At 52.5% G+C, this 20,501-nt stretch carries 24 protein-coding genes; 20 read left to right on the forward strand and 4 right to left on the reverse strand.

Annotated elements, in window-relative coordinates; genetic code table 11:
- Nucleotides 1-401: 401 nt before the first annotated feature.
- The 18 genes from BV390_RS10855 to BV390_RS10940 all read left to right on the forward strand — a co-directional run bounded on the left by BV390_RS10855 (nucleotide 402) and on the right by BV390_RS10940 (nucleotide 15,047).
- Entirely contained in the window at nucleotides 402-635 is a 234-nt protein-coding gene (locus BV390_RS10855; protein WP_085396918.1) for a Flp family type IVb pilin, read from the forward strand.
- A 105-nt stretch (nucleotides 636-740) separates the two neighbouring features.
- Nucleotides 741-1,613, forward strand: a complete 873-nt coding sequence (locus BV390_RS10860; RefSeq protein WP_049264466.1) for a hypothetical protein — start codon at nucleotides 741-743, stop codon at nucleotides 1,611-1,613.
- Between the two features lie 65 nt (nucleotides 1,614-1,678).
- Complete coding sequence (locus BV390_RS10865) at nucleotides 1,679-3,091, forward strand: type II and III secretion system protein family protein (RefSeq protein WP_046852463.1); 1,413 nt, start codon at nucleotides 1,679-1,681, stop codon at nucleotides 3,089-3,091.
- A gap of 35 nt (nucleotides 3,092-3,126) precedes the next feature.
- Complete coding sequence (locus BV390_RS10870; protein WP_032696129.1) at nucleotides 3,127-4,266, forward strand: hypothetical protein; 1,140 nt, start codon at nucleotides 3,127-3,129, stop codon at nucleotides 4,264-4,266.
- A 56-nt stretch (nucleotides 4,267-4,322) separates the two neighbouring features.
- Entirely contained in the window at nucleotides 4,323-5,612 is a 1,290-nt protein-coding gene (locus BV390_RS10875; RefSeq protein WP_032696130.1) for a CpaF family protein, read from the forward strand.
- Complete coding sequence (locus tag BV390_RS10880; RefSeq protein ID WP_085396919.1) at nucleotides 5,609-6,511, forward strand: type II secretion system F family protein; 903 nt, start codon at nucleotides 5,609-5,611, stop codon at nucleotides 6,509-6,511. The genes BV390_RS10875 and BV390_RS10880 overlap by 4 nt, the downstream gene beginning before the upstream one ends.
- A gap of 7 nt (nucleotides 6,512-6,518) precedes the next feature.
- Nucleotides 6,519-7,364, forward strand: a complete 846-nt coding sequence (locus BV390_RS10885; protein ID WP_049264461.1) for a type II secretion system F family protein — start codon at nucleotides 6,519-6,521, stop codon at nucleotides 7,362-7,364.
- Nucleotides 7,352-8,656, forward strand: a complete 1,305-nt coding sequence (locus BV390_RS10890; protein ID WP_085396920.1) for a tetratricopeptide repeat protein — start codon at nucleotides 7,352-7,354, stop codon at nucleotides 8,654-8,656. The genes BV390_RS10885 and BV390_RS10890 overlap by 13 nt, the downstream gene beginning before the upstream one ends.
- A 35-nt stretch (nucleotides 8,657-8,691) precedes the next feature.
- Entirely contained in the window at nucleotides 8,692-9,153 is a 462-nt protein-coding gene (locus BV390_RS10895) for a hypothetical protein (RefSeq protein ID WP_032696131.1), read from the forward strand.
- A 31-nt stretch (nucleotides 9,154-9,184) separates the two neighbouring features.
- Nucleotides 9,185-9,550 (forward strand): roadblock/LC7 domain-containing protein, encoded by a 366-nt coding sequence (locus BV390_RS10900; RefSeq protein WP_032687582.1) that lies wholly within the window; start codon nucleotides 9,185-9,187, stop codon nucleotides 9,548-9,550.
- 44 nt (nucleotides 9,551-9,594) lie between these two features.
- Entirely contained in the window at nucleotides 9,595-10,155 is a 561-nt protein-coding gene (locus BV390_RS10905) for a GTP-binding protein (RefSeq protein WP_223306627.1), read from the forward strand.
- A complete protein-coding gene (locus BV390_RS10910; RefSeq protein ID WP_085396921.1) occupies nucleotides 10,155-10,628 on the forward strand; it encodes a roadblock/LC7 domain-containing protein in 474 nt (157 codons plus the stop codon). Before BV390_RS10905 ends, BV390_RS10910 begins: the two co-directional genes overlap by 1 nt.
- Nucleotides 10,621-11,016 (forward strand): hypothetical protein, encoded by a 396-nt coding sequence (locus tag BV390_RS10915; protein ID WP_032687589.1) that lies wholly within the window; start codon nucleotides 10,621-10,623, stop codon nucleotides 11,014-11,016. Before BV390_RS10910 ends, BV390_RS10915 begins: the two co-directional genes overlap by 8 nt.
- A gap of 54 nt (nucleotides 11,017-11,070) precedes the next feature.
- Complete coding sequence (locus tag BV390_RS10920; RefSeq protein WP_032696134.1) at nucleotides 11,071-11,496, forward strand: A24 family peptidase; 426 nt, start codon at nucleotides 11,071-11,073, stop codon at nucleotides 11,494-11,496.
- 89 nt (nucleotides 11,497-11,585) lie between these two features.
- Nucleotides 11,586-12,011: a hypothetical protein gene (locus BV390_RS10925; protein WP_047664935.1), complete on the forward strand. Its 426-nt coding sequence runs from the start codon at nucleotides 11,586-11,588 to the stop codon at nucleotides 12,009-12,011.
- Nucleotides 11,989-12,594, forward strand: coding sequence for a tight adherence pilus pseudopilin TadF (gene tadF / locus BV390_RS10930; protein ID WP_139155983.1), 606 nt, complete (start codon nucleotides 11,989-11,991; stop codon nucleotides 12,592-12,594). Before BV390_RS10925 ends, tadF begins: the two co-directional genes overlap by 23 nt.
- Nucleotides 12,595-12,623: 29 nt before the next feature.
- A complete protein-coding gene (locus BV390_RS10935) occupies nucleotides 12,624-14,387 on the forward strand; it encodes a TadE/TadG family type IV pilus assembly protein (protein ID WP_128320061.1) in 1,764 nt (587 codons plus the stop codon).
- A gap of 24 nt (nucleotides 14,388-14,411) precedes the next feature.
- Nucleotides 14,412-15,047 carry a lytic transglycosylase domain-containing protein gene (locus tag BV390_RS10940; RefSeq protein ID WP_085396923.1) on the forward strand — a complete coding sequence of 212 codons (636 nt, stop codon included), beginning with the start codon at nucleotides 14,412-14,414 and terminating at the stop codon, nucleotides 15,045-15,047.
- 165 nt (nucleotides 15,048-15,212) lie between these two features.
- On the opposite strand, the gene BV390_RS10945 is transcribed toward BV390_RS10940, so the two are convergent.
- Both BV390_RS10945 and ydeE read right to left on the reverse strand, forming a co-directional pair.
- Nucleotides 15,213-15,683 carry a helix-turn-helix domain-containing protein gene (locus BV390_RS10945; RefSeq protein WP_032687699.1) on the reverse strand — a complete coding sequence of 157 codons (471 nt, stop codon included), beginning with the start codon at nucleotides 15,681-15,683 and terminating at the stop codon, nucleotides 15,213-15,215.
- Between the two features lie 117 nt (nucleotides 15,684-15,800).
- Nucleotides 15,801-16,997 carry an efflux MFS transporter YdeE gene (gene ydeE, locus BV390_RS10950; RefSeq protein WP_085396924.1) on the reverse strand — a complete coding sequence of 399 codons (1,197 nt, stop codon included), beginning with the start codon at nucleotides 16,995-16,997 and terminating at the stop codon, nucleotides 15,801-15,803.
- Nucleotides 16,998-17,190: 193 nt separating this feature from the next.
- On the opposite strand from ydeE, the gene eamA reads away from it, so the two are divergent.
- Together eamA and BV390_RS10960 are read left to right on the forward strand one after the other, a co-directional pair.
- The gene (eamA, locus tag BV390_RS10955) at nucleotides 17,191-18,090 is read left to right on the forward strand and encodes an O-acetylserine/cysteine exporter (RefSeq protein WP_085396925.1); all 900 of its coding nucleotides are present in this window, start codon (nucleotides 17,191-17,193) and stop codon (nucleotides 18,088-18,090) included.
- A gap of 123 nt (nucleotides 18,091-18,213) precedes the next feature.
- Complete coding sequence (locus tag BV390_RS10960; protein WP_032687601.1) at nucleotides 18,214-19,107, forward strand: LysR family transcriptional regulator; 894 nt, start codon at nucleotides 18,214-18,216, stop codon at nucleotides 19,105-19,107.
- On the opposite strand, the gene BV390_RS10965 is transcribed toward BV390_RS10960, so the two are convergent.
- Both BV390_RS10965 and BV390_RS10970 read right to left on the reverse strand, forming a co-directional pair.
- On the reverse strand, nucleotides 19,102-19,704 hold the full coding sequence (locus BV390_RS10965) for a LysE family translocator (protein ID WP_085396926.1): 603 nt from the start codon (nucleotides 19,702-19,704) through the stop codon (nucleotides 19,102-19,104). The two genes, BV390_RS10960 and BV390_RS10965, sit on opposite strands and share 6 nt — an antisense overlap.
- Before the next feature lie 343 nt (nucleotides 19,705-20,047).
- Nucleotides 20,048-20,446 (reverse strand): helix-turn-helix domain-containing protein, encoded by a 399-nt coding sequence (locus BV390_RS10970; protein WP_047665600.1) that lies wholly within the window; start codon nucleotides 20,444-20,446, stop codon nucleotides 20,048-20,050.
- Between the last annotated feature and the right edge of the window lie 55 nt (nucleotides 20,447-20,501).

Below are 20,501 nucleotides of genomic sequence, written 5' to 3' on the forward strand. Positions count from 1 at the left end.
GCGCTAAATACCAAATGTTGATTTCTATCGAATGTAATGGTTGTTGAATTGTGTGTTTATTATGAAATCACCCGCTAAAAATAAACGCTAGCCGCTGCAATTTTGCTGCGAGAAATACCGCCGCATAACGCCTGATTTATAAGCGATTCGTCTGTCTCTTATACTCATTTTTTGCCTATAACGATCGATTAAAACGATCGTTATATGTTAAATGATAGCTTTTGACTATTAACCAGACTGAAATCGATCGATTATAAATATTAGCTGGCGACAGAATTAACAGGCTATTCTTCTGTCGCCCGGAGAATATCAATGAGCGAAAGATTAATTCTTTTCGTGAATATATTTTGGGCGACATATAAATTTAAATATTGAATGATGGTTAAATAAGGAAACTGGTAATGCTAAATCGTGTTTATGACAAGTATCTGGCTGCTTATACCTGTGTTGCTGGATGCATTCATGATTTCAAACGTAATGAAAAAGGCGTCACCGCCGTTGAGTACGCGATTGTCATCGCTGGCGTGGCCGCCGTTGTCGCCGTGATCTTTGGTGAGAATGGGACCGTCGACACTTTACTCAACAAAATCTTTGGTGATATCCAAACTAAGGTAGAAACGTCTATGGGTCTTTAAGACTTTAAACGTTCATTAATGGTTTTTATACGGGCATAGCAGGACGCAATGCCCGTATTTGTGAATTTCAGATGCATGGATACTGTCAACGCAAAGTGGAAAACAATGAATATGAAAAGAGGCGGTCTGCTGGTTTATGTGGTGATGATCGTTGTCGGTATTCTGGGGCTGTTTTTCTATTTTAATCAATCCCGCACGGCTGCTCCTCTGCAGGCCAGTCAGCCAGAAAAAAAACCGCAGCAGACCATCAGCGTGGCGATAGCTACCCGTGATTTGGACGCCAGAACAATACTCCGGGCCGGGGACTTTCAGATTAAAACCATGACGGTTGAGGTCGGCAGTAGCGACGCTCAGTTTAATCTCGTCGGTAAAAGCCTCGATAACTGGGCGTTAAAAAACACGGTGCCGGCGAATTCATGGATTTTGCCGGGATTACTGGTGGAGCCGGGCAGCGATGAGTATCTGAGTCTGTTTTTACAGCCGGGAAATATTCTCTACACCTTCGAGTTAAACAAAGCAGACAACTATTTATTAAATAACGTCAAGGCCGGGCAGGGCGTGGATATTTATCTCTCCTATCGCCGGATATACCCCAAACATGAAGATACCCTGGAAGTGGGCGCCGACCAGTCCAGGGAAAAAAATCAGCTTTATAACCGTCTGAAACCGCTGATGGGTAATAAGCGGGTGCTGGCGATTCGCCCGGCAAAAACGGTGGTCAATAACGGCGTCAGCGTGGTGGAAAAGGGGAGTCAGCTGGTGGTGGAGCTGCAGGATCGCGAGGTCAAGATGCTGAAAGGGCTGGGCGGTGAACTGGCGAATGTTCTCCTGTTCCCGGCGGCAACCTCCCCGGAGGGGAAATCGACCATTGCGCTCCCATCGCTGGAGGCGGCATGGCCGGTCAGCGACGACGTGATTTTTAATCTACCTCCCGTTCCTGCAAAGCTCGCCTCAGAAATTAACGAGCTTCGAGGCTAAATCGCCGCCTGACGTCAGGTGGCTTATAACACCATGGACCCCCGGATACAGGGATATTTTAAAACATGACTCAACGATTGTACTGCATTAAAAGGCTGTTTGTGCTGCTGGTGTTTTGCACGTTTTCCCTGGGGGCCTGGGCGGAGGTGGTCAATCTCAAACCCGGGCAATCGAAAACGCTGCGCTTCGCCAGCGCCGTTAATACGGTGTTTGTGTCAGACCCGGCCGTAGCCGATTACAAAATCGTCAACGATAAAAATATCGTGTTGTATGCCCGCAAGCTGGGCAGCACCGAACTGGTGGTCTATGGCGCACAGGCGAAAATATTGATGAATCTCAGCGTGGATGTTGACCCTTTTCTGAGCGATATCCGCCAGCGCGTGGCGCGTGAATATCCCGGCAGTACGGTAGAGGTGAAACGCTTCCAGAATGCCGATAAAGCCACGTGGATCCTGAGCGGCACCGTGCCCGATGAAGAGACCCGCGACGGGGTCTATCAGCTGGTCGGCAGCCTGGTGGGATCCGGAGATGGCGGCGGGAAAAGCAACGGCGGCAACGAGAGCAGTGAAAACACCCGTTTTGCGGTCGCCAAAGTCTATGACAACGTCATTAACCGCTTACAGCTCCCGTCCTCGAACCAGGTCAACGTCAAGCTGACCGTAGTGGAAGTCAGCAAAGAGTTTACCGACAACCTGGGCATCGAGTGGAGCAGCCTGACGCTGGACAGCATCATCAACGGCGGCGGAAATAACGGTATCAACACCAACAGTCCTGGGGTCTTTAATCTGCTGGGTTTCCGCCGCGGTTTTGACGCCGGAAATATCAGCACCCTGATTAACGCGGTCAAAAATGACGCTATTGCCCGGGTGCTGGCGCAGCCGAACCTCACCGTGCTTTCCGGAGAGTCCGCCAGCTTCCTGGTGGGCGGCGAAATTCCGATTATGGTCAAAGATCAGGACTCGGTCACCGTGCAGTATAAAGAGTACGGTATTCGCCTGAATATCACCGCTAAGGTCGAAAAACGGCAGAAGATACGCCTGTATGTCTCCAATGAGTTAAGCAGCGTCACCGGCTCATACGCCTATAACGACTATCAGATCCCCACCATGCGCACCCGACGTTCCAGCTCTACCATCGAGCTGGCGGATGGCGACAGCTTCGTCATCGGCGGCTTATTAAGCGAGGCGGATAAAGAGTCGCTCACCAAAGTGCCGTTTATCGGCGATATCCCGGTTCTTGGGGCGCTGGCCCGCAGCTCGATGACCGAAAGAAGCAAAAGCGAACTGGTGGTCTTCGCCACGGTGAATCTGGTGAAGCCGCAGGCAGAAGCGGCAGCCCGCAAAATGTCGTTGCCGTCCTTTCGCCGCAGCTCGGTGGAAAAACTGTTCTTCAACGTCGGCGTCGACCAGAAAATGCGCGAAGACCGTTTAAATAGTGATGCCGGACGCTTTCTGGAACAGGGCGGCTTTGCCCGCTAACCGTCTCGCGTCATTAAAATATTCTGGAGTGAAAGATGAAGTTGTTTTCGGATGCCAAAAAGAAAAGCGAGCCAGAAGCCGCGCATAAAGCGAAAAAGGGGGCCGGGCAGTCAATTATGGTCATCTCCCCCGATAAAGAGATGCTCTCCGATATTTGCAGTTTGTTATTAATCAATAACTTTAATAACGTTATCAGCCACCCGCTTGATTTTTTTGCGCTGCAGGACGACAGCATTTTACGCGGCGCCGCGACGGTGATCATTGATATCGGCAGCTGCAATGACGTCACGTTGATATGTGAAACGGCCACGTTGCTGATTCCGGCCAGCGCGCGTCAGGTCTTTCTCGGCCGCAATGACTCGATTGCTTTTGCCCAGGCGCTGATGAGCGCCGGCGTCTGCTATCTGCATATTCAGTCCCAGCTGGCGCAGCTGGCCGGGCAGCTTCAGCAGCCTGACAGCGCCCTGGCGATGCGCAGCATGATGAAAATCAGCCTGTTGGGCTGCAAAGGCGGCGCGGGTACCACGACCGTGGCCTGGCAGCTGTTTCAGGCCATCGGTATGCAGACCTCGATCCCCTCGCTGTTGGTGCAGGGCGCCAGCGGCAGCCGGGATCTTGATTTAATCACCTCCCGCACGTTGCCCAGAGACGGGGCGATCACGGCGATGGGGCCCCATCAATCCGCGCGAATTGAACCGCTGGATGCGGCCTGGACCTATGACGATAGTCACTTTAATGCGTTCAATCTGGTGATATTCGATCACGGCGTCTATGCCCAGCCCTACGAGCATCTTGAGACGGTCTTTACGCAATCCAGCACCTTGATTCTGGTTATTAACCGCGATCTGAGCGCGCTGCGGGTGGCGAAGTATTTACTGGATGAGAAGCAGCGTGTCGACCTGTCGCGTGGTGGCAAAGAGCTGCGGGTTTTCATCTGTCTCAATGAGAATCACCCTATGCACGGCGATGAGCTGCGCAATGATGACATTGAGCAGTATCTGGGATGCCCGCTGGCGGTGATTAATCCGTGGAACGTGAAGAAAAACCAACCGTTGTCGGCCACCCCGCTGTGGCGTTTTGCCGCGCAGAGCCTGCTGGGTAAATCAGAACAGGAAACGGCAAAGAGAAGACTATTTCCATCGTTATTCACATTACGTCCCGACCGTAAGTCGTAACGGACAGCGGAGTTCGCCGCACGGCGAGGACATAACTTTTAAGGATAACGAAAGCGATGGATACGGAGAGCTTTGAATCCCTGCTCTATTTTCGCGAGCAGGTGCTGAAGAGCGTTGATTTAGAACGGGTTGATGCGTTGCGCCACGACCGGGATGCGCTGTTTCGTGAAATCAGTGAGGTGATCACGCGGCAGGTGAACAGCAGCGGCAGATATTTATCCTCCCGCGCCAGTCACGATCTGTGCGAGCTGGTCACCGATGAGATCACCGGCTACGGCCCGCTACGGGAATTAATGGAAGACGACACCATCAGCGATATTTTGGTTAACGGGCCGGATCGCATTTTTGTCGAGCGTTTTGGCAAACTTGAACAGGTCGATAAACGCTTCCTCAACGACGTTCAGCTCACCGATATCGCCCGGCGGCTGGTTTCGCGAGTAGGGCGCCGGGTCGATGATTCCCAGCCGCTGGTGGACGCGAGGATGCCGGACGGCAGCCGTCTGAACGTGGTGATTTCACCGGTGGCGCTGGATGGCGCGTCGATCTCTATCCGTAAGTTTGGTAAGGGCAAGAAATCGCTGGCCGACCTGGTGGAGTACGGCAGCATGAACGAAATGATGGCCAATTTTCTGGTCATCGCCAGCCGCTGCCGGGTCAACATTATCGTCTCCGGGGGGACGGGCTCGGGGAAGACCACGCTGCTTAACGCGATGTCGCAGTACATCAATGAAGATGAGCGGGTACTCACGTTGGAAGATGCTGCAGAACTTCGACTACAGCAGCCGCACGTGGTTCGCCTGGAGACGCGGATGGCTGGTTCGGAAAACCAGGGGGTGGTGAATATGCGTCATCTGGTGGTCAATGCGCTGCGTATGCGCCCGGACAGGATCATCGTCGGCGAGTGCCGCGGCGAAGAGGCGTTTGAGATGCTGCAGGCCATGAACACCGGTCACGACGGTTCAATGTCCACCCTGCATGCCAACTCGCCGCGCGATGCGCTGGCGCGTCTGGAGAGTATGATCATGATGTCCAGCGCCTCGCTGCCGCTGGCGGCTATACGCCGCAATATCGCCTCGGCGGTTAACATCATTGTCCAGGTGTCGCGCCTGCCGGATGGCTCGCGCAAGGTGATCAACATCGCCGAGGTGATGGGTATGGAAGGAGACAACATTATCCTGCAGGACATCTTCAGCTTTGGTGCCGAAGCGGATCGCAATGAATACGGGAAGATTCAGGGGACATTTACCTGTTTTGGGCTGCTGCAGCGTTCGGCGGTGTACCGCCAGGCGCTGGTCCACGGTCTGCTTGAGCCTTTAAAACAACTGTTCGGGAACCGGATGCCATGATGATCATTTTTAGCTTTCTGCTGCTGGCAGGCTGTATTCAACTGGGGCTGTGGTATCGCCAGCAGAAGCGTATGCAACGTTTGCAGCAGGCGGAAGCCGCCCGCAACCGGGTGGAGCTGACGAGGCGGCTGATGCGTAATCCGCTGGGCGGCTGGTTATCACGCATGATGGGCGATATGCGTCTTCATCTGCTGGGCAAACAGCGCAGTACCGCCTTGCGCCACGGGCTGATTCTGCTGCTGGTCCAGGCCGCCAGCCTGTACGTTAACCAGAATTACCTGAACCTGAGTCCGGTCATTATCCATCCCGCATTCTTTGTGCTGACGCTGTACGGTCTCTATCTCAACAGCAAGAAAAAAATGCGCCTGCAATTTGATGCTCAGTTTTCGGAAGCGCTGAATATTATTAACAGCTCAATCCGCGCCGGGAACTCGGTTATTCAGGGGATTGAGCAGTGCGGGCAAAAGATTGACGGTGTGCTCGGCGATGAATTCAGACAAATATCGCAGCGCCTGGAAATTGGCGAGGATGCGGAAAGCGTATTTTTGGCCTCGTGGCGACGCCTGCCGTTTAGCGAATACTACTTTTTCATCATTACCGTACAGCTGAACATGAAAGGCGGGGGACAGGTCAAAGAGGTGATGTCACGTCTCGGTACGCTGATCTCGAACGCCCGGGTGCTGGAGAAGAAAAAATACGCCATGACGTCGGAAGTCCGCATGTCAATTAAGATTCTGACGGCGATTCCCATTTTTTTCTTTTTCTTTCTGAAATATCAGTCGCCGGCTAATTTCGATATTTTACTGCACCACCCGACGGGCCAGATGATGCTCTATTACGCCATTTGCAGCATTCTGCTGGGACTGCTGATTGTCTGGATGATGATGAATAAAATATAGGTGGCATATGTTTTATATTATTGCGCTGACGCTGCTGGTTTTGGGCGCCGGAGGGTTAACGCGGGTCTGGCTGCTAAAACGGCGCCGGGAGCGTATTTATCACCTGCTGGAACAGAGCAGCCAACAGTACGCTTTTATCCCGCAGGATAATACGACGCCGGTTGAGCGAATAATGAGGAAAACCAGTCGCCTGGTCTCCTGGACCGCGATGCTGGATAAAAACATTGTCGCTAAAACGTTAACCGTCGTCATCGCGACGGTACTGCTGGTATTCGTTGATGCGGCTGGAATTTATACCTTTTCCCGTGAAATGTTATTCCTTTGCGTATTAGCCTGCGTGGTGGTGGTTATTCTGTTACCGAATCTGGTAAAGGAAATGACCATCAAAAAGCATATGAAAAGGATCTCTGATGACCTGCCATTTGTTATCGATATGCTGGCAGTCTGCGTGCAGTCCGGGATGACCATTGAAAAAGCCTTACGCTATATCGCCGACAATACCTATGCCATTAATCCCAATATCGCCACCCTGTTTGACCGGGCGATGCTCAAAACGGAGGTCAACGGGATTAACGCCGCGCTGGAACAGCTCTATGAGGAGGTGCCGGGGACGGAAGTCAGAATGCTGTGTTCGACTTTACAGCAGAGTATTAAATATGGCTCGTCGATATATCAGGTGTTGATCGATCTGTCGAAAGAGATGCGCGAACTGCAGCTGCTGAATACGGAAGAGAAGGTGGCCAGCCTGTCAGCAAAAATGACGTTGCCGATGATCGCCTTCATTATGTTTCCGCTGCTGGTTATCGTTGCGGGGCCGGGTTTTATAGGGATGGTGTCAATGTGGTCAAAATAATCTCTCTTACGACGTTACTGGCGCTCTTTGTGTTGTGTGGATGCCAGAGTCAAACCGGCAGCGGTGGTGAACTCAATGATAGCCAGCGTGAATATATTCTCAGTAAGGTCAATAACTATAATGGCTTGATCAAGCTTTACCGTGAAAAGCTCAGCCGTAAAGAGGATAAGGATACCCGGTACCAGCTGGCGGAATACTATTATCTGGCGGAGGATTTCGACTCTTCCCGCCAGTATTTGCAGCCGCTGATCGCCAACAATCCTGATGAGCGGGCGTTATTACTGGCCAGTAAAAATCTGATGGAGCTCGGGAATTATAGCGATGCGCAGGCGATGGTTTCCGCTGTGCTCAGGCAGAACCCCACAAGCGGGGAGGCCTGGAATATGCAGGGGATCCTGCTGGCGCAAGATGGCGATTTTAGCGGCGCCGCCCGGGCGTTTAATCAAGCGAGGCAGCGCTTTGTTGATGACGATATCGTGATTAACAATCTGGCGATGCTGGCCATCATGCAAAACGATTACGCCACTGCCAGAGACTATCTTTTTTCTCTCTATGGCAGGGGGCATGCGAGCCAGAAAGTGCTGCATAACCTCGTCTACGTGCTGGTGAAGCTCCAGGACTTTAACGGTGCCGAAAGTATCCTGCAGCAGGAAAAGATGGCCGACCGTAGCGAAGGGCTGATGGAAGCCCTGGCGAAAGTGAATCCGCGTCCACTGGTGCGGTCCGCTGCGCCTTCAGCCCCGGCTCCGGTGTCGGTCGCGAAAAGCGTTGCGCCAGCGGTGAAATCTGCTGCGCAGGCCGGCGTTGCGCCGCCGGTGGTCAGCACCACTGCTGCTGGACGTAGTCCGGTCTCCGCTCAGGATGAGATCGCCCGGCTGCTGGATAATCAGCCGACGGCGAAGCCGGCAGGGCTGCCGGAAAAGGCCTCGCTGTCGTTAACCAGCGGTCTGAAAGACGTTTCTGCGGTTCGCTCCGGGCGCCATCCCGGCTATTTCCGCATGACGCTGGAATCGCAGCATGCCATTAATTTCCGTGAACTTCCCAGCGCGGATAAAAATAAGCGTATTTTTGAATTACAGAATGTCAGGCTAGGGCATGCGTTGCTGCGGGCGGCGAACGATATTCCCAGGGAATACCCTAACATCAACAAATTGACGTTTTATCAGAATCAAACTGATGCGGTTTTAATTGAGTTTGAATTTACCCACTCACTGGCCAAATCGAAGGTATTCCGCATCGCCGCGGGTAAGAGTCCAGGGGAACGACTGGTGTTTGATATTTATTACGGCTGAACCGCCGGATCTGCTTTTATACGGAAATAATTATTATGAAAATTTATGAATACAAAGATCTGCTGGTGCAGGTACCGGCGGGCGTCACGCATCTGATGATCGGCGCGGATGGAGTATTACGCGGCTATCGCAACAGGCCGGATATGTCGTTACCCCGCCCCTGGGAAACCGCTGACAGTATTATTCCAGGCGTACTGAACTGGGAAAAATCACACGCTGAGATTGTCGCGCTGCGGGAATACTCTCCGGTTATTATCCACGAGTTTGCGCAGCCGGGAACCGAACGTTTCCGCGTCGGCGATAAATATACGCTGCATGCGACTATCAATGAGGAACTCTGTTTGACCTCAGAGGTTCATGCGGTGGTCAGTTGCTATACGCCGGGCATGAAGCCATGGTGCCAGATATTAAAACTGAAGGTCGAAGGGCTCTCTATCGACAATATCTTGCTGGCAAATGTTAAAGAAGTTCTTCATGACTTAAAGGTCACTGATTAATTACAACAGAATGAAATGACAGGAGAAAATAATGGCTGAAATGGAAAAGTTACTCGATGGACTGGTTAACCTTGATGGTGCGCTGGGCGCGGCGCTGGTCGATGCGCGTAATGGCATGCTGTTGCACGGCGTGGGCTCCGCCGGTCTGGATGTCGAAATTGCCGCCGCGGCCATTACTGACGTTCTGCGCGCCAATATCAAGATGCTGAAATTAATGGCTACCGGAGATGAGGTGGAAGACATCCTGATTACGCTGGGTAAACAGTACCACATACTCCGACCGGTGAGGGCCGTGGATGGGGTATTCGTTTATACCATTCTCGATCGCCGCAATGGAAATCTGGCGCTGGCCAGACGCAAAGTGACGGACGTCGAAGAGGCCATCGTCATTTTATAAGTAACCCCGCCGGCGTTAAGCCGGCGGAGGACATAAGGTTCGGGATGATGAAAGACTATAAGGTGATCCTGGTAGGGCGCAGCGGTTCAGGTAAGACCACGGCTATCCGTAGTGTCAGTGAAATCAACGTCGTGTCAACGGACGTACGGGCCTCGGACCGCGTTGTGGCAGAGAAAGAAACCACCACCGTGGGTTTTGACTACGGCGAACTGACTATTCCTGGGGGGCAAAACCGGATGCGGCTTTACGGCACTCCGGGGCAGGAACGCTTCACATTTATGCGCGATATCCTGGAACGCGGCAGCGCGGGGATTCTGCTGCTGGCCGATAATCACCGGCCTGACCCGCTGGCGGAGACTCGCAGCTGGTTGCAGGCGCTGAAATCCGGCCCGTTGCCGGGGAATGCGATCGTGCTACTGGGCATCGTTAAGTGTGATTTGTCCCCCTTACCTGATATTGAACAATACCAGCGCTTGTTACGGGAGGAAGGTCTGTGCTTTCCGGTCGCTACGCTGGATGCACGCAGCCCGGAAAGGGTTTTATTTCTGCTCAAGGTGCTGTTTTGCCAGCTTGAGCGTGCCAGAAATGAAGAGGTTTATTCCTGATGACAAGCATACTTCCTTTTGCGATTGAAGATGCCGGTACCCTGTCTACTGAACTCAGCCAGCAGATTCAGCAACTGCTGCTCGAGTTTGCCCGGAACTATCCCGTTATGGGGGAGCTACTGGTGGCGACCGCAGATGGTTACGAAGTCGCGGCAGTGCTCAAAGAAGAGGACCCCGGGAGGTTACATAAAATCGCGGCGATGACCAGCTCCTTGCTCGGGGTGGGCGTCGCGATGCTGAATGAAATCGATGCCGGAGGGCAGAAGGCCATCACCGTCGAGGGCGAGAGGGACAATATCCTGCTCTGGCAGGTTGCTACGCAGCGTTTTCCATTATGTCTGACCGTGGTGGCCTCCGCGCAGGAGCCCCTCGGGCAACTATTCTGGCTTCTGCGCCAGTTGGCGGCGGCCATTGCTGAGATTTGCCACGCGCAGCCCGATCTGCCGCCGCCACAGGAATATTATTATGAATGATCCGTTAACAATGTCCTTCGCCGTCAGATTATGCTCGGCAGATATGAGCTGTGGTTTTATTTCCGTTACACCGGTACTGGATAACAGGGCAGAATTAATTCAGCAGCGCCTGAACTGGTATCACCAATGGCTACACTCGCTGAGTTGCCAGTTGCAAAAAGAGAGGCCGGTTCCGCAAGATATTTTCCCGCTTCTGCTGCAGCAGGCGGTTGAATTAACGGCTGCCGATATTCTTAGCGATGCCATTGCGCTGGCTCCAGTGCTTTACGATCGCGACAGCAAAATCATGGAGAGCGTAACCACTTATTTTTCCTGGCTCCAGACATGCACTCTGTCGGACCCGGAAGATAATGACATGACGGTGCTCGAGAACCCGTCCACTGAATAAAAAGTGACGCGGTTAAAATCATATTTTTATGACGTGCGGAGAGCGAGGATTATCGTGGATATCGTTTGGCTATTGACTGCCGGTATTAGCGGAGTGCTTATCTATATTTGCTATATGGATATCCGCTGGCGGCGGATTCCTAACCGGGCCACGCTGCTGATACTGCTGCTCTCCTGTCTCGCAGGATTTACGCATATGCCATATCCGGCGTTCATTCTCCCCGGCATCCTGCTGGCGCTGGGTTTTATCGCCGTGATGGTGAAGTTGATGGGCGCCGGGGATATTAAGCTGGTGTGCGCGCTGGCGGTGGCGCTGTCAGTACCGGAGACCGGTAATTTTTTGCTGCTGACGGCCATCGCGGGTATTCCCGTCTCTCTTGCCAGCCTGTTCTATTTTTATTTCTTCGCCCGCGAGCAACGCGCGACGGTGCCATATGCGCTGGCCATCAGCTGCGGGTACTGGCTACAGGCGTGGGTATAACCATTGGTGAATGTATGTTAACAAAGATAACAAGCGGCCTGCGTCGTTATTTATGTGATGAACACGGCGTAGCGGCTATGGAATTTTCCATGGTGTTTATTCCTTTTATTATTTCGATACTTTTTATTGCTGAGATGTGCCGGGTGGTTTTTATTTCCTCGGCGCTGGATCTGATTATCGCCGAGTCGGGGCACATTGCCGCTATTACCCGGGTGCCGGAAAACTATCAGCACTATTTTAATGATGAGATAAATAAACGTATGGCGGACTGGCCGCTGATTTCACGCGATGTCCATGTCGAGCTGTCGGTGGCCTGGTGTGACAGTATTTCTGCGGTGCTTAACCACGCCTGCACCACCACGGATGCGCGCAATAAGCCGCTGGCATTTTATAGCGTGACCACTGATTATCAGCCGCTGTTTTTTTTCTTTCCTTCCCAAAGTGTCATCCGTGAACTGAGCCGCAAGATTTTACTGGTACAGGAATTTCAGCGTGAGACAGAAAATGATGAGTAAAACGATGGGCGCTATACAACGCTATTTGCGCGACGATCGTGGATCCGTCGCGATCGAGGCCGGTCTGTACTTCGTCGTCTTTTTTTTGCTGTGTGCGCTGCTGGTGGATTTCAGCGACGTCTTTCTGAATAAAAGCTACCTCGAACGGGTAACCCATTCGCTGGCCAGCGTTGTGCGCGAAAGGTCCGCCTTTTACGGTGAAAAAGAGGAGCTAAGCCAGCAGGAAGTCAGTGACCTCTACGAACTGGCCGGCGTTTTACTGGAGGAGAGCCGCCTGGCAGGCAGCCGTTATCAGCTGGTGGTGGAGGCCGTCTTTTTTCAACCCAGCGGCAGTAAGGCGCAAAAAAACGTGTTGAATACCCAGTCTTTGTCCCAGGGGACCGGGAGCTGTCGCAGCCGACTTGCGATAACCAGTACGCAGATTGCGGATCTGTCGCCGTGGGATACGAAAGGGCGCTGGCTGCCGGTTTATCAGGTGACGATATGCCTGCCGGGCGGCGAGAGCATGTTTAAACGCGCGCTGAATAGCGTCGGAATAGAGATCGGCGATATTGCCATCAGCAATGCGGTGATCCCGCGTTAATACCGTTCCTTATGGGCGAGGTGAAAATTATGCGAAGCCGGTTTTTACGGTTTATCGTACGTCTTTTGCGTCAGGAGTACGGCGCGATAACCGTGATGTTTGCCATTATGTTTCCGCTGTTAATGATGTTCTATTCGGTGGCGTATGATGGCGCTAATTTACAGAGCAGTCGCGCCAGGCTGGCGGATGGCCTTAATCAGGGCGTACTGGCGGTGGCCATGGTCGATAACCGCAATAGCACCGCCGCGGATAAGGCGGAGAATATTACGCTACTGCATAACTACCTGTCCTACTATGTGCCGGATGCGACGATCGCCAAAAACGATCTGACCGTTGCGGTAGAAGTGAACTACAGCACGACGGAAACCGGCAAACTTGACTCCGTGGACTATACCGCCAGCGGGAAAGCCAGCATGCGGCCAATAATCGGCGCGCAGCAAGAGGTCGGTTTTGACTCCGCGGTGGATATTCGTGCCGACAGCGGCGCGGGGGTGGTCAGAAAAACATTTGAAGTTGTCAGATTTCCGACTGATTATGCTCTGGTACTGGATTTTTCGGGGTCAATGCAAGACGTTTCCTCAGAACCGGGAATGACAAGAATTGCATTGCTTCGTAAGGTTGTGACTGATTTCATCAGTGACATATTAAATGATGAGTCTGTTAGTAATACGGTAAGCATTATTCCATTCAGTATTGGTGTGCCGGTTATCCTGCCTGGTGAAAATATTGCGGGAGGGGTAAGCGTGGGTTGCTCTTTTGTGGGTAAGCTAAAACAACAGTATCAAAAAGTCGATCTTGATTTCTGGTATAATAAATTCTACATAAATAATTCTAATACGCCTGCTGAGAAGGCTCAATCTTATAGTTATGACCATGCATTATATAACTATTATCAAGATGTGATTGGCCCGGCTACCGGCCATACTATTGATAATATGGTTACAAAAGGGTGGTGCGTCAAAAATACGAATTATGGCAGTAGCTTTGGCAAAGATCTGTACAGCTGTGATGCCGATCCGCGTTCAAGACTATTTGAACACTATGATGAGTTTCTCGAATCGCGCGCAGCAGCACATGATTTAATGCTGTGGGATGGCGTAAGTTATGCAATAACCAATAATGAAACTCTGGATTATGAGGGTATGTTTACCGATGGTTTTATTTTTTCTGAACAGGCGGTTATCACCTTTAAATATATGATTGGTTCGCGGTCGATGCGTCCTTTTGCTCTGGATTGCTATTCTGCATTTAACGCAATGGATTTTAGTTACGAGATGGTAAATCTCCTGAAGGATAAGACGGCAAAACCGAAGTCTTATCTTATCGAATTAACTAATGACATTAATATTATTGATGAATTTAATAACATGAAAATAGTTGATGGTTCACCCACTCATGTTACTTCAGGTCTACTTCGATCCCTGCCGGTGATTGCCAAAGGCACGAATCCCCGAAAAGCGATTATTGTGATATCCGATGGTATTGATTCCGGTAGCAGCACCAGGGGACCCTATGCGATGACCGAGCGGCTATTTAAAACGTACGATCTTTGTAAACGAGTCAAAGAAGGGCTGCTGCGTTACCCTGAGGGAACACCTACTCAGGCGGCCGATATCTTTTTTATTTTTACGGTTAATAATTCGGAAACTGCTCATGCTCTCGATCTCTGGCGCAATTACTGCGCAGGAGACAACGTTTTTCTCGCCACCAACTACCAGGACATTATTAACGTCCTGACGGGGATTGCGAAAAAATCCTCGGTGAAATTTATCAATAAAAATGAGCCGGAATAACCCCCCGCGTGACAGGAGGTCAGAGTGTTGGATTTGGCTGTTTTGGCTAATCAGTGTGCGCCAGACATCGCGCCCCAGGTACTGGAGCGTTTAATGAAAGTGGAGTCGTCGTTTAATCCTTACGCCATTGGCGTGGTGGGTGGGCGGCTGGCGCGTCAGCCCCGGCATAAGGAAGAGGCTATCGCTACCGCGCAGTATCTGGCACAGGCGGGCTGGAATTTTTCGCTGGGGCTGGGCCAGGTGAACCGCCATAACCTCGACAAATACGGACTGGATTATGAAACCGTCTTCGATCCTTGTCATAACGCCCGTGCCGCTGCAGGTATTTTTAATCAATGCCTGCGTCGCGCTTCGGTCAAGTTTTCAGCGCAACAGGCGCAGCTGGCGGCGTTTTCCTGCTACTACAGCGGCAATTTCCGCCGTGGCTTTCTCCCCGAAGGGCAGACGCAGACCAGCTACGTAGACCGGATCATGGCGGTGAAACCGACGCCGACAGCTGGCAATGCCGCGCCCATTGCGGTGATTCCGGATGGGCAATCCCGGCCAACGGCGAAAGCCTCCGCCGCAAAAGAAAACCGGCAAACGACGCCTGGAGCCAGGCTATCCCAGGTCGCCGGCGCTTCATCCCATCGAGGGGTGAAAGCTCTGCGGGGTGATTAGCCGGGGTATGCCTGCGGCGGATGATTCTGGTCGGCGTCATGCTCTGGCAACGAAGTCTCCCCGGAGGCGGCGCGCGGCGCCTTATCCGGCCAGGTGCTAGCAGAGGGCTGGAACCGTAACCCCGCTCAGCGTCAGCACGAGCGGGGGATAGCGGCAGGCTAAAAACTATTTACGCAGCAGCCGCTGTAACCGCGTCTGACGCCAGCTGCGGATCCATCCGCCGAAAACAAACAATCGCAAACCTCTCACCAGCAGCAATGCCCCCCAGATCCCGGCGACCCAGGCAGACCAGTAGTTGCCTGGGTCGGTAAACCGGTTAAGTAAAACCAGCAACACGCACACCACCACGGCGGTCGATAACGAGCGGAAAAAGCGGCTTTCCTGATGCACACGCGCTTTTGCCTCTTCGATACGTAAATCGAGAGACTCTTCATGGCCCGCCGGGGAGTCACCGGTGATATCGGCAACGTTAACTTCAAAGACGGCGGCAAGGGCGCTCAGCGTTTCCAGCCCTGGGCGATCGCCGTTCTCAATACGCTGGATAGTCCGCACGCTGAGGCCGGCAAGTTCTGCCAGCTGCTCCTGGGACCATGCGCGCTGCAGACGTAGTTGTTTAACCTGATTACTGCTGTTCATCATGTCTATCTCCGGGTGAAAACCTGAGATGGAGTGTGGCGCGGGGCACTGTCGGGCACCACGATCCGCAGCCGACAGTTGCCCGACATTAACCCGACAGCCGCATGACGCCTGGGGTTACGCGTTGACGGCCGAACAGCCATTCTGCCACGGACGGACTTTCATTCCGCGGAAGATCATCAGCCAGGCAACGATAATAGCCAGCATCAGCACCACAAACAGCGACCAGTGCGGCATATGGGTCAGGATAGATCCGGTAATCATCGGGTTGAAGGCCGCTCCCAGCCAGCCCAGCGACTGGGCGGAAAAGTAGCTCGCCTTCATGCCGGCGGGGGCAATGTTATCAATCAGCATATACTCGCCGGGCGCGTAAATGACCTCGCCAAGCGTAAACACGGCGGCAGATATCCCCCATAGCAGCAGGCTGCTGTCGGAAAGAATAAATCCCCCCAGACCGAGGACGAAACAGAGCGTACCAAAGGTCATGAGCGGGCGAATATTGCTGGCGCTTAAGCGGCGGCCGACGGCGTACTGCAGCACAACCACCACGGCGGCGTTGACCGGGAGCACCACCGCCACCACCTTTTCGGCAAAATCGCTATCGGCGACCACCAGCACATACTGTGAAATACAGGAGGCGAATGAGCCGCCGACGAACGAGGCCAGCAGACCGGAAAGCGTAAACCACATCAGCGCGCGGTCGCGCAGTAACACGGAAGGCGACCATTGGGTGGCATTATCCTGAGCAATAGCCGCCGAGGTGCGCTGAACGAAGAGCTGAATACCAACCAGCGGCAATGCGGCGCAGGCCGCCGCCAGCCAAAATGGCAGGTTGATACTGTGCATCACCAGCAGCGTGCCGATGGGCGGGCCGACGGTCCAGCCGATGTTCAGGAAGGTATAGTTGAGCGAGAAGATCCGCGCTTTCTTTTCCGGCGACAGGACATCGGCAAACCAGGCCTTCAGCACGGTGGAGAAAACGGAATAGGCGCAGTTGATCAGGGCAAAGAAAAACACCACCAGGCTTACGCTATTGACCAGCGGAATCGCGATAAAGCCGCAGATAAAGGCCAGCACGGCGATCAGCATATAGCGCTTTTTATCAAACTTATCGGCCAGAATGCCAAACCCCATACTAAAGACGACGCCGACGGTGAGGGCGATGGAGAGCGCATAGCCAATTTTATCCACCTCAAGCTGGTACTGGCGGGTGAGGAAGATGGTCATAAAGGGCAGCGTTGCGCCACGGCCGATAGTCAGCAGCAGCGAAGACGCCAGCAGCGCGATGGTGGAGCGCCTGATGGTCGGTATCATGTTCTTTGCCTGATGAAATGTTATTTTTATGTTGTATTGCTCACAAATACCATGCTCTCAGGACCTTGTATAGCGCAACCCGGTGTCATCACGTGCTTTGACACCCTGCTAAAAATAATGATCTATCCGCCGGCCGCTTTTTTGGGTACTTTGATTTTGTTCACAAAAATTCATATAACAACAGAGGCAGGGTATGACACGTAAAGACGGGCTGCTGGCGCTGCTGGTGGTAGTGGTGTGGGGGCTGAATTTTGTGGTGATTAAGGTCGGACTCCACAATATGCCGCCGCTGATGCTGGCGGGACTGCGTTTCTTACTGGTGGCCTTTCCGGCGCTGTTGTTTGTTGCCCGTCCTAAAATCCCGCTGCGTCTGCTGCTCGGCTATGGCCTGACCATCAGCTTTGGTCAGTTCGCCTTTTTATTCTGCGCCATCGGTCTTGGGATGCCCGCCGGGTTGGCCTCTTTGGTGCTGCAGGCTCAGGCGTTCTTCACCATTATTCTTGGCGCCTTTGCCTTCGGTGAACGCCTGCAGGGAAAACAGCTGGCCGGGATTGCGCTGGCGATTTTTGGCATCCTGGTGCTGGTGGAAGCCAGCCTCGGCGGCCAGCATGTCCCGGTCGTCGGGTTTATGCTGACTCTGGCAGCGGCGTTGAGCTGGGCGTGCGGGAATATCTTTAATAAGAAGATCATGTCCCGCGCCGAGAAACCGCAGATTATGTCTCTGGTGGTGTGGAGCGCGTTGATTCCGGTGCTGCCGTTTATGCTGGCGTCCTTGGCGATCGATGGCCCGCAGACGATGGCGGCGAGCCTGATTCATATTGATATGCTGACCGTGCTCTCGCTGCTTTATCTGGCGTTTATTGCCACGATTGTGGGCTACGGCATCTGGGGCTCGTTGCTCGGGCGCTATGAAACCTGGCGAGTGGCGCCGCTGTCGTTGCTGGTGCCGGTAGTGGGGATGGCCAGCGCCGCGCTGTTGCTCGGCGAAACGCTGAACGGCTTGCAGCTGCTGGGCGCCGTACTGATTATGGCCGGGCTGTATATCAATGTTTTCGGCCTGCGGGTCTGGCGGACGGGCGCGGTTCCGAGATAAGAAAAGCTCTTATATCTGGACAGGGATGTGTTTTGCATCGCGGCGCACTGCTTGCTTGCCATGGATGGTCTTGGGCCATGCTGTGGTCAGGCTCAATGTTAATGAGTGACCAAAGGAATGTAGATGATTGATGACATCCGTTACCTGATCGTTTTTGCCAAAATTGTCGAGGCGGGATCCATCTCCGGTGGCGCAGAAGCGTTAGGGCTGACAACCGCAACGGCGAGCACGCATCTATCGAAACTGGAAAAAAATCTTGGTAGTGCGCTGCTCTATAGAAATACCCGTAAGCTCTCTCTGACTCACGATGGCATCAATTTGCTGGAGACGGCCAAATCGATGCTCGAACTGTATGAGAAGGGGGTTATTGAATTTAAGCAGCGGTCTATATCAACAGCTAACAAGCTGCATATTTCTGTCCCTGCCGTTTTTATCAATAGCGCATTTACGCGCCATCTTGCGGTGTTTATAAAAGAGTATCCGGATGTTTACCTGAACATTTCTTATAGCGATACGCGGAAAGATATTATCGGCGAGAGTATTGATGTTGCATTTCGGATTGGGGAGCTCCCGGACAGCTCACTCAAAGCCCGGCATCTTTTTGTGCTGCCCCGGCAACTGGTCGCATCAAAGGGCTTGTTAAGCCATTACAAGCCCATCAATCACCCCGATGACCTGGAACATCTGCCCTGGATTGGCCTGACTATGAGGCAGAACAACCGGGAGTTCAGGCACAAAAGTGGCGAGCTGGCGTTAGTAAAGTATACGCCAACGGTTGTCGTTGATAATGTTGAAGCGGCCTATGCTCTTGCAAAGCAACAAATTGGACTGGCGGCTCCCCCTCGCTACCTGAGTGAGGATGATGTTAAGCGCGAAGAAATGCAGGAAGTCCTCCCCGACTGGTCATTGGAACCTCTAAAGGTGTATGCCATATGGCCTGCGAATATATCGACCAGCAGTATTGCCTACAAACTGATTAATAATATTTATAACTCCGTTGAGTCTCATCAATTATGAATGCCTGAGGAGTGGCATAAAGAGCATGTAGCCCGCCGTAACGATCAGCAAACTGCCCATCAACAGGTTAAAAGTACGGATGCGTTGTCTGCTCCTGAGCAGCATTGACACTCTGTCGCCGATAACCGCCCATGAAGCCAGTGAGAGATAGCAGACGACAAAATAAATCATGATAAAGACCGATACCGTCGTATTGGTGGACGGGTTGGAAAATAACGCCGCTCCGGATGCGCAGGCCGTCCAGGCTTTCGGGTTGAACCACTGCATTAAAAACCCCTGAATGAAACCTGGGGTATCTGCTTGTTGTAATGACAAGTCAGGGCGAGATGAGGCTATTTTATAACCCAGGTACATGATAAATACGGCGCCGGCAACGTTGAGATATTTGAAAAACAAAGGATGCTGTGCAATTGTGGCGGAGAGTCCGAAACAAACGAATATAAGCAATAAAGTAAATCCGATTGTCGCGCCTGAGATAAACGGGAAGGTTTTTCTAAATCCATGGGCTGCCCCCGACGATATAATGATCATATTGACCGGGCCTGGTGACAATGACAGGGTGAGGGAAAAGATGAACATCGTAAAAATTAAAATCATTTTTTCTCCGTGAGGGTTTACTACTTATTAAATATGGGGTGGTTCTTTTATTGCATAATAACCTTGCCGAACTCCCTACAGGCTACATATAAATATTCATTAGAGTAAGTGGCTTTTCTCTAAAGGTGTGTTTGATTTTTTCACAGCAAAGTGGAATAGAATCAACGGCAAACCCGGTTGATTGCCCGGGCATTGAAGCCGACGGCGCGCTGGAGATATCTGAATGAATTAACGTTTTAACTTGTCAGGGTGACCGGCAGCCCCGTGCCGGAGCAGACGTGGCTAACCCGGCGCGCATGCTGAGAGGCGGTGGCATAAACCAGGCGATCTTCGCTGAGAAACGTTACCTGACGAGGCGAAGTCCTCGCGAAACAATTCTCTTGAATTCCTCACACTGGGTATGCTCGGGCTGAGTACAACGCGCAACATGCTTCAGTCCGCGGCTTAATAACTGCAGTCTGCGAATGGTAACGTCGATTTCCCGTGAGCGTTTGTGGAGCAGTTCGCGGTTAATATCTGGATGACCCTCGGTACCGAACATCACTGCAATGTCATCCAGAGAAAACCCTGCGGCCTGTCCCAGCGCAATGAGTTGCAGTTTATACAGCACATTCTCATGGTACTGCCTTCGAAGGCCATTTCGACCGACAGGCCGAATTAATCCTTTCTTTTCGTAATACCGCAATGCGGAGGGTTTAACCCCGGAAAGGTCAGCGATTTCTCTGATATCCCGTTCTTTCATGGTTGACTTAAACCTCACTTTAAGTTGCACACTGGCTGCCAGCTTAGCATTCCAA

This window comes from Klebsiella sp. YJ, from assembly GCF_002108615.1.
Taxonomy (GTDB): Bacteria; Pseudomonadota; Gammaproteobacteria; order Enterobacterales; family Enterobacteriaceae; genus Klebsiella; species Klebsiella planticola.

Coding starts and splice junctions, on each gene's coding strand:
- BV390_RS10910 (WP_085396921.1), top strand. CDS start 10,155: ATGACAAGCATACTTCCTTTTGCGATTGAAGATGCCGGTACCCTGTCT.
- BV390_RS10970 (WP_047665600.1), bottom strand. CDS start 20,446: ATGAAAGAACGGGATATCAGAGAAATCGCTGACCTTTCCGGGGTTAAA.
- BV390_RS10900 (WP_032687582.1), top strand. CDS start 9,185: ATGGCTGAAATGGAAAAGTTACTCGATGGACTGGTTAACCTTGATGGT.
- BV390_RS10960 (WP_032687601.1), top strand. CDS start 18,214: ATGATTGATGACATCCGTTACCTGATCGTTTTTGCCAAAATTGTCGAG.
- BV390_RS10925 (WP_047664935.1), top strand. CDS start 11,586: ATGGTGTTTATTCCTTTTATTATTTCGATACTTTTTATTGCTGAGATG.
- BV390_RS10875 (WP_032696130.1), top strand. CDS start 4,323: ATGGATACGGAGAGCTTTGAATCCCTGCTCTATTTTCGCGAGCAGGTG.
- BV390_RS10915 (WP_032687589.1), top strand. CDS start 10,621: ATGAATGATCCGTTAACAATGTCCTTCGCCGTCAGATTATGCTCGGCA.
- BV390_RS10905 (WP_223306627.1), top strand. CDS start 9,595: ATGATGAAAGACTATAAGGTGATCCTGGTAGGGCGCAGCGGTTCAGGT.
- eamA (WP_085396925.1), top strand. CDS start 17,191: ATGACACGTAAAGACGGGCTGCTGGCGCTGCTGGTGGTAGTGGTGTGG.
- BV390_RS10935 (WP_128320061.1), top strand. CDS start 12,624: ATGCGAAGCCGGTTTTTACGGTTTATCGTACGTCTTTTGCGTCAGGAG.
- BV390_RS10865 (WP_046852463.1), top strand. CDS start 1,679: ATGACTCAACGATTGTACTGCATTAAAAGGCTGTTTGTGCTGCTGGTG.
- BV390_RS10885 (WP_049264461.1), top strand. CDS start 6,519: ATGTTTTATATTATTGCGCTGACGCTGCTGGTTTTGGGCGCCGGAGGG.
- BV390_RS10880 (WP_085396919.1), top strand. CDS start 5,609: ATGATGATCATTTTTAGCTTTCTGCTGCTGGCAGGCTGTATTCAACTG.
- BV390_RS10965 (WP_085396926.1), bottom strand. CDS start 19,704: ATGATTTTAATTTTTACGATGTTCATCTTTTCCCTCACCCTGTCATTG.
- BV390_RS10855 (WP_085396918.1), top strand. CDS start 402: ATGCTAAATCGTGTTTATGACAAGTATCTGGCTGCTTATACCTGTGTT.
- BV390_RS10945 (WP_032687699.1), bottom strand. CDS start 15,683: ATGAACAGCAGTAATCAGGTTAAACAACTACGTCTGCAGCGCGCATGG.
- ydeE (WP_085396924.1), bottom strand. CDS start 16,997: ATGATACCGACCATCAGGCGCTCCACCATCGCGCTGCTGGCGTCTTCG.
- BV390_RS10860 (WP_049264466.1), top strand. CDS start 741: ATGAATATGAAAAGAGGCGGTCTGCTGGTTTATGTGGTGATGATCGTT.
- BV390_RS10870 (WP_032696129.1), top strand. CDS start 3,127: ATGAAGTTGTTTTCGGATGCCAAAAAGAAAAGCGAGCCAGAAGCCGCG.
- BV390_RS10895 (WP_032696131.1), top strand. CDS start 8,692: ATGAAAATTTATGAATACAAAGATCTGCTGGTGCAGGTACCGGCGGGC.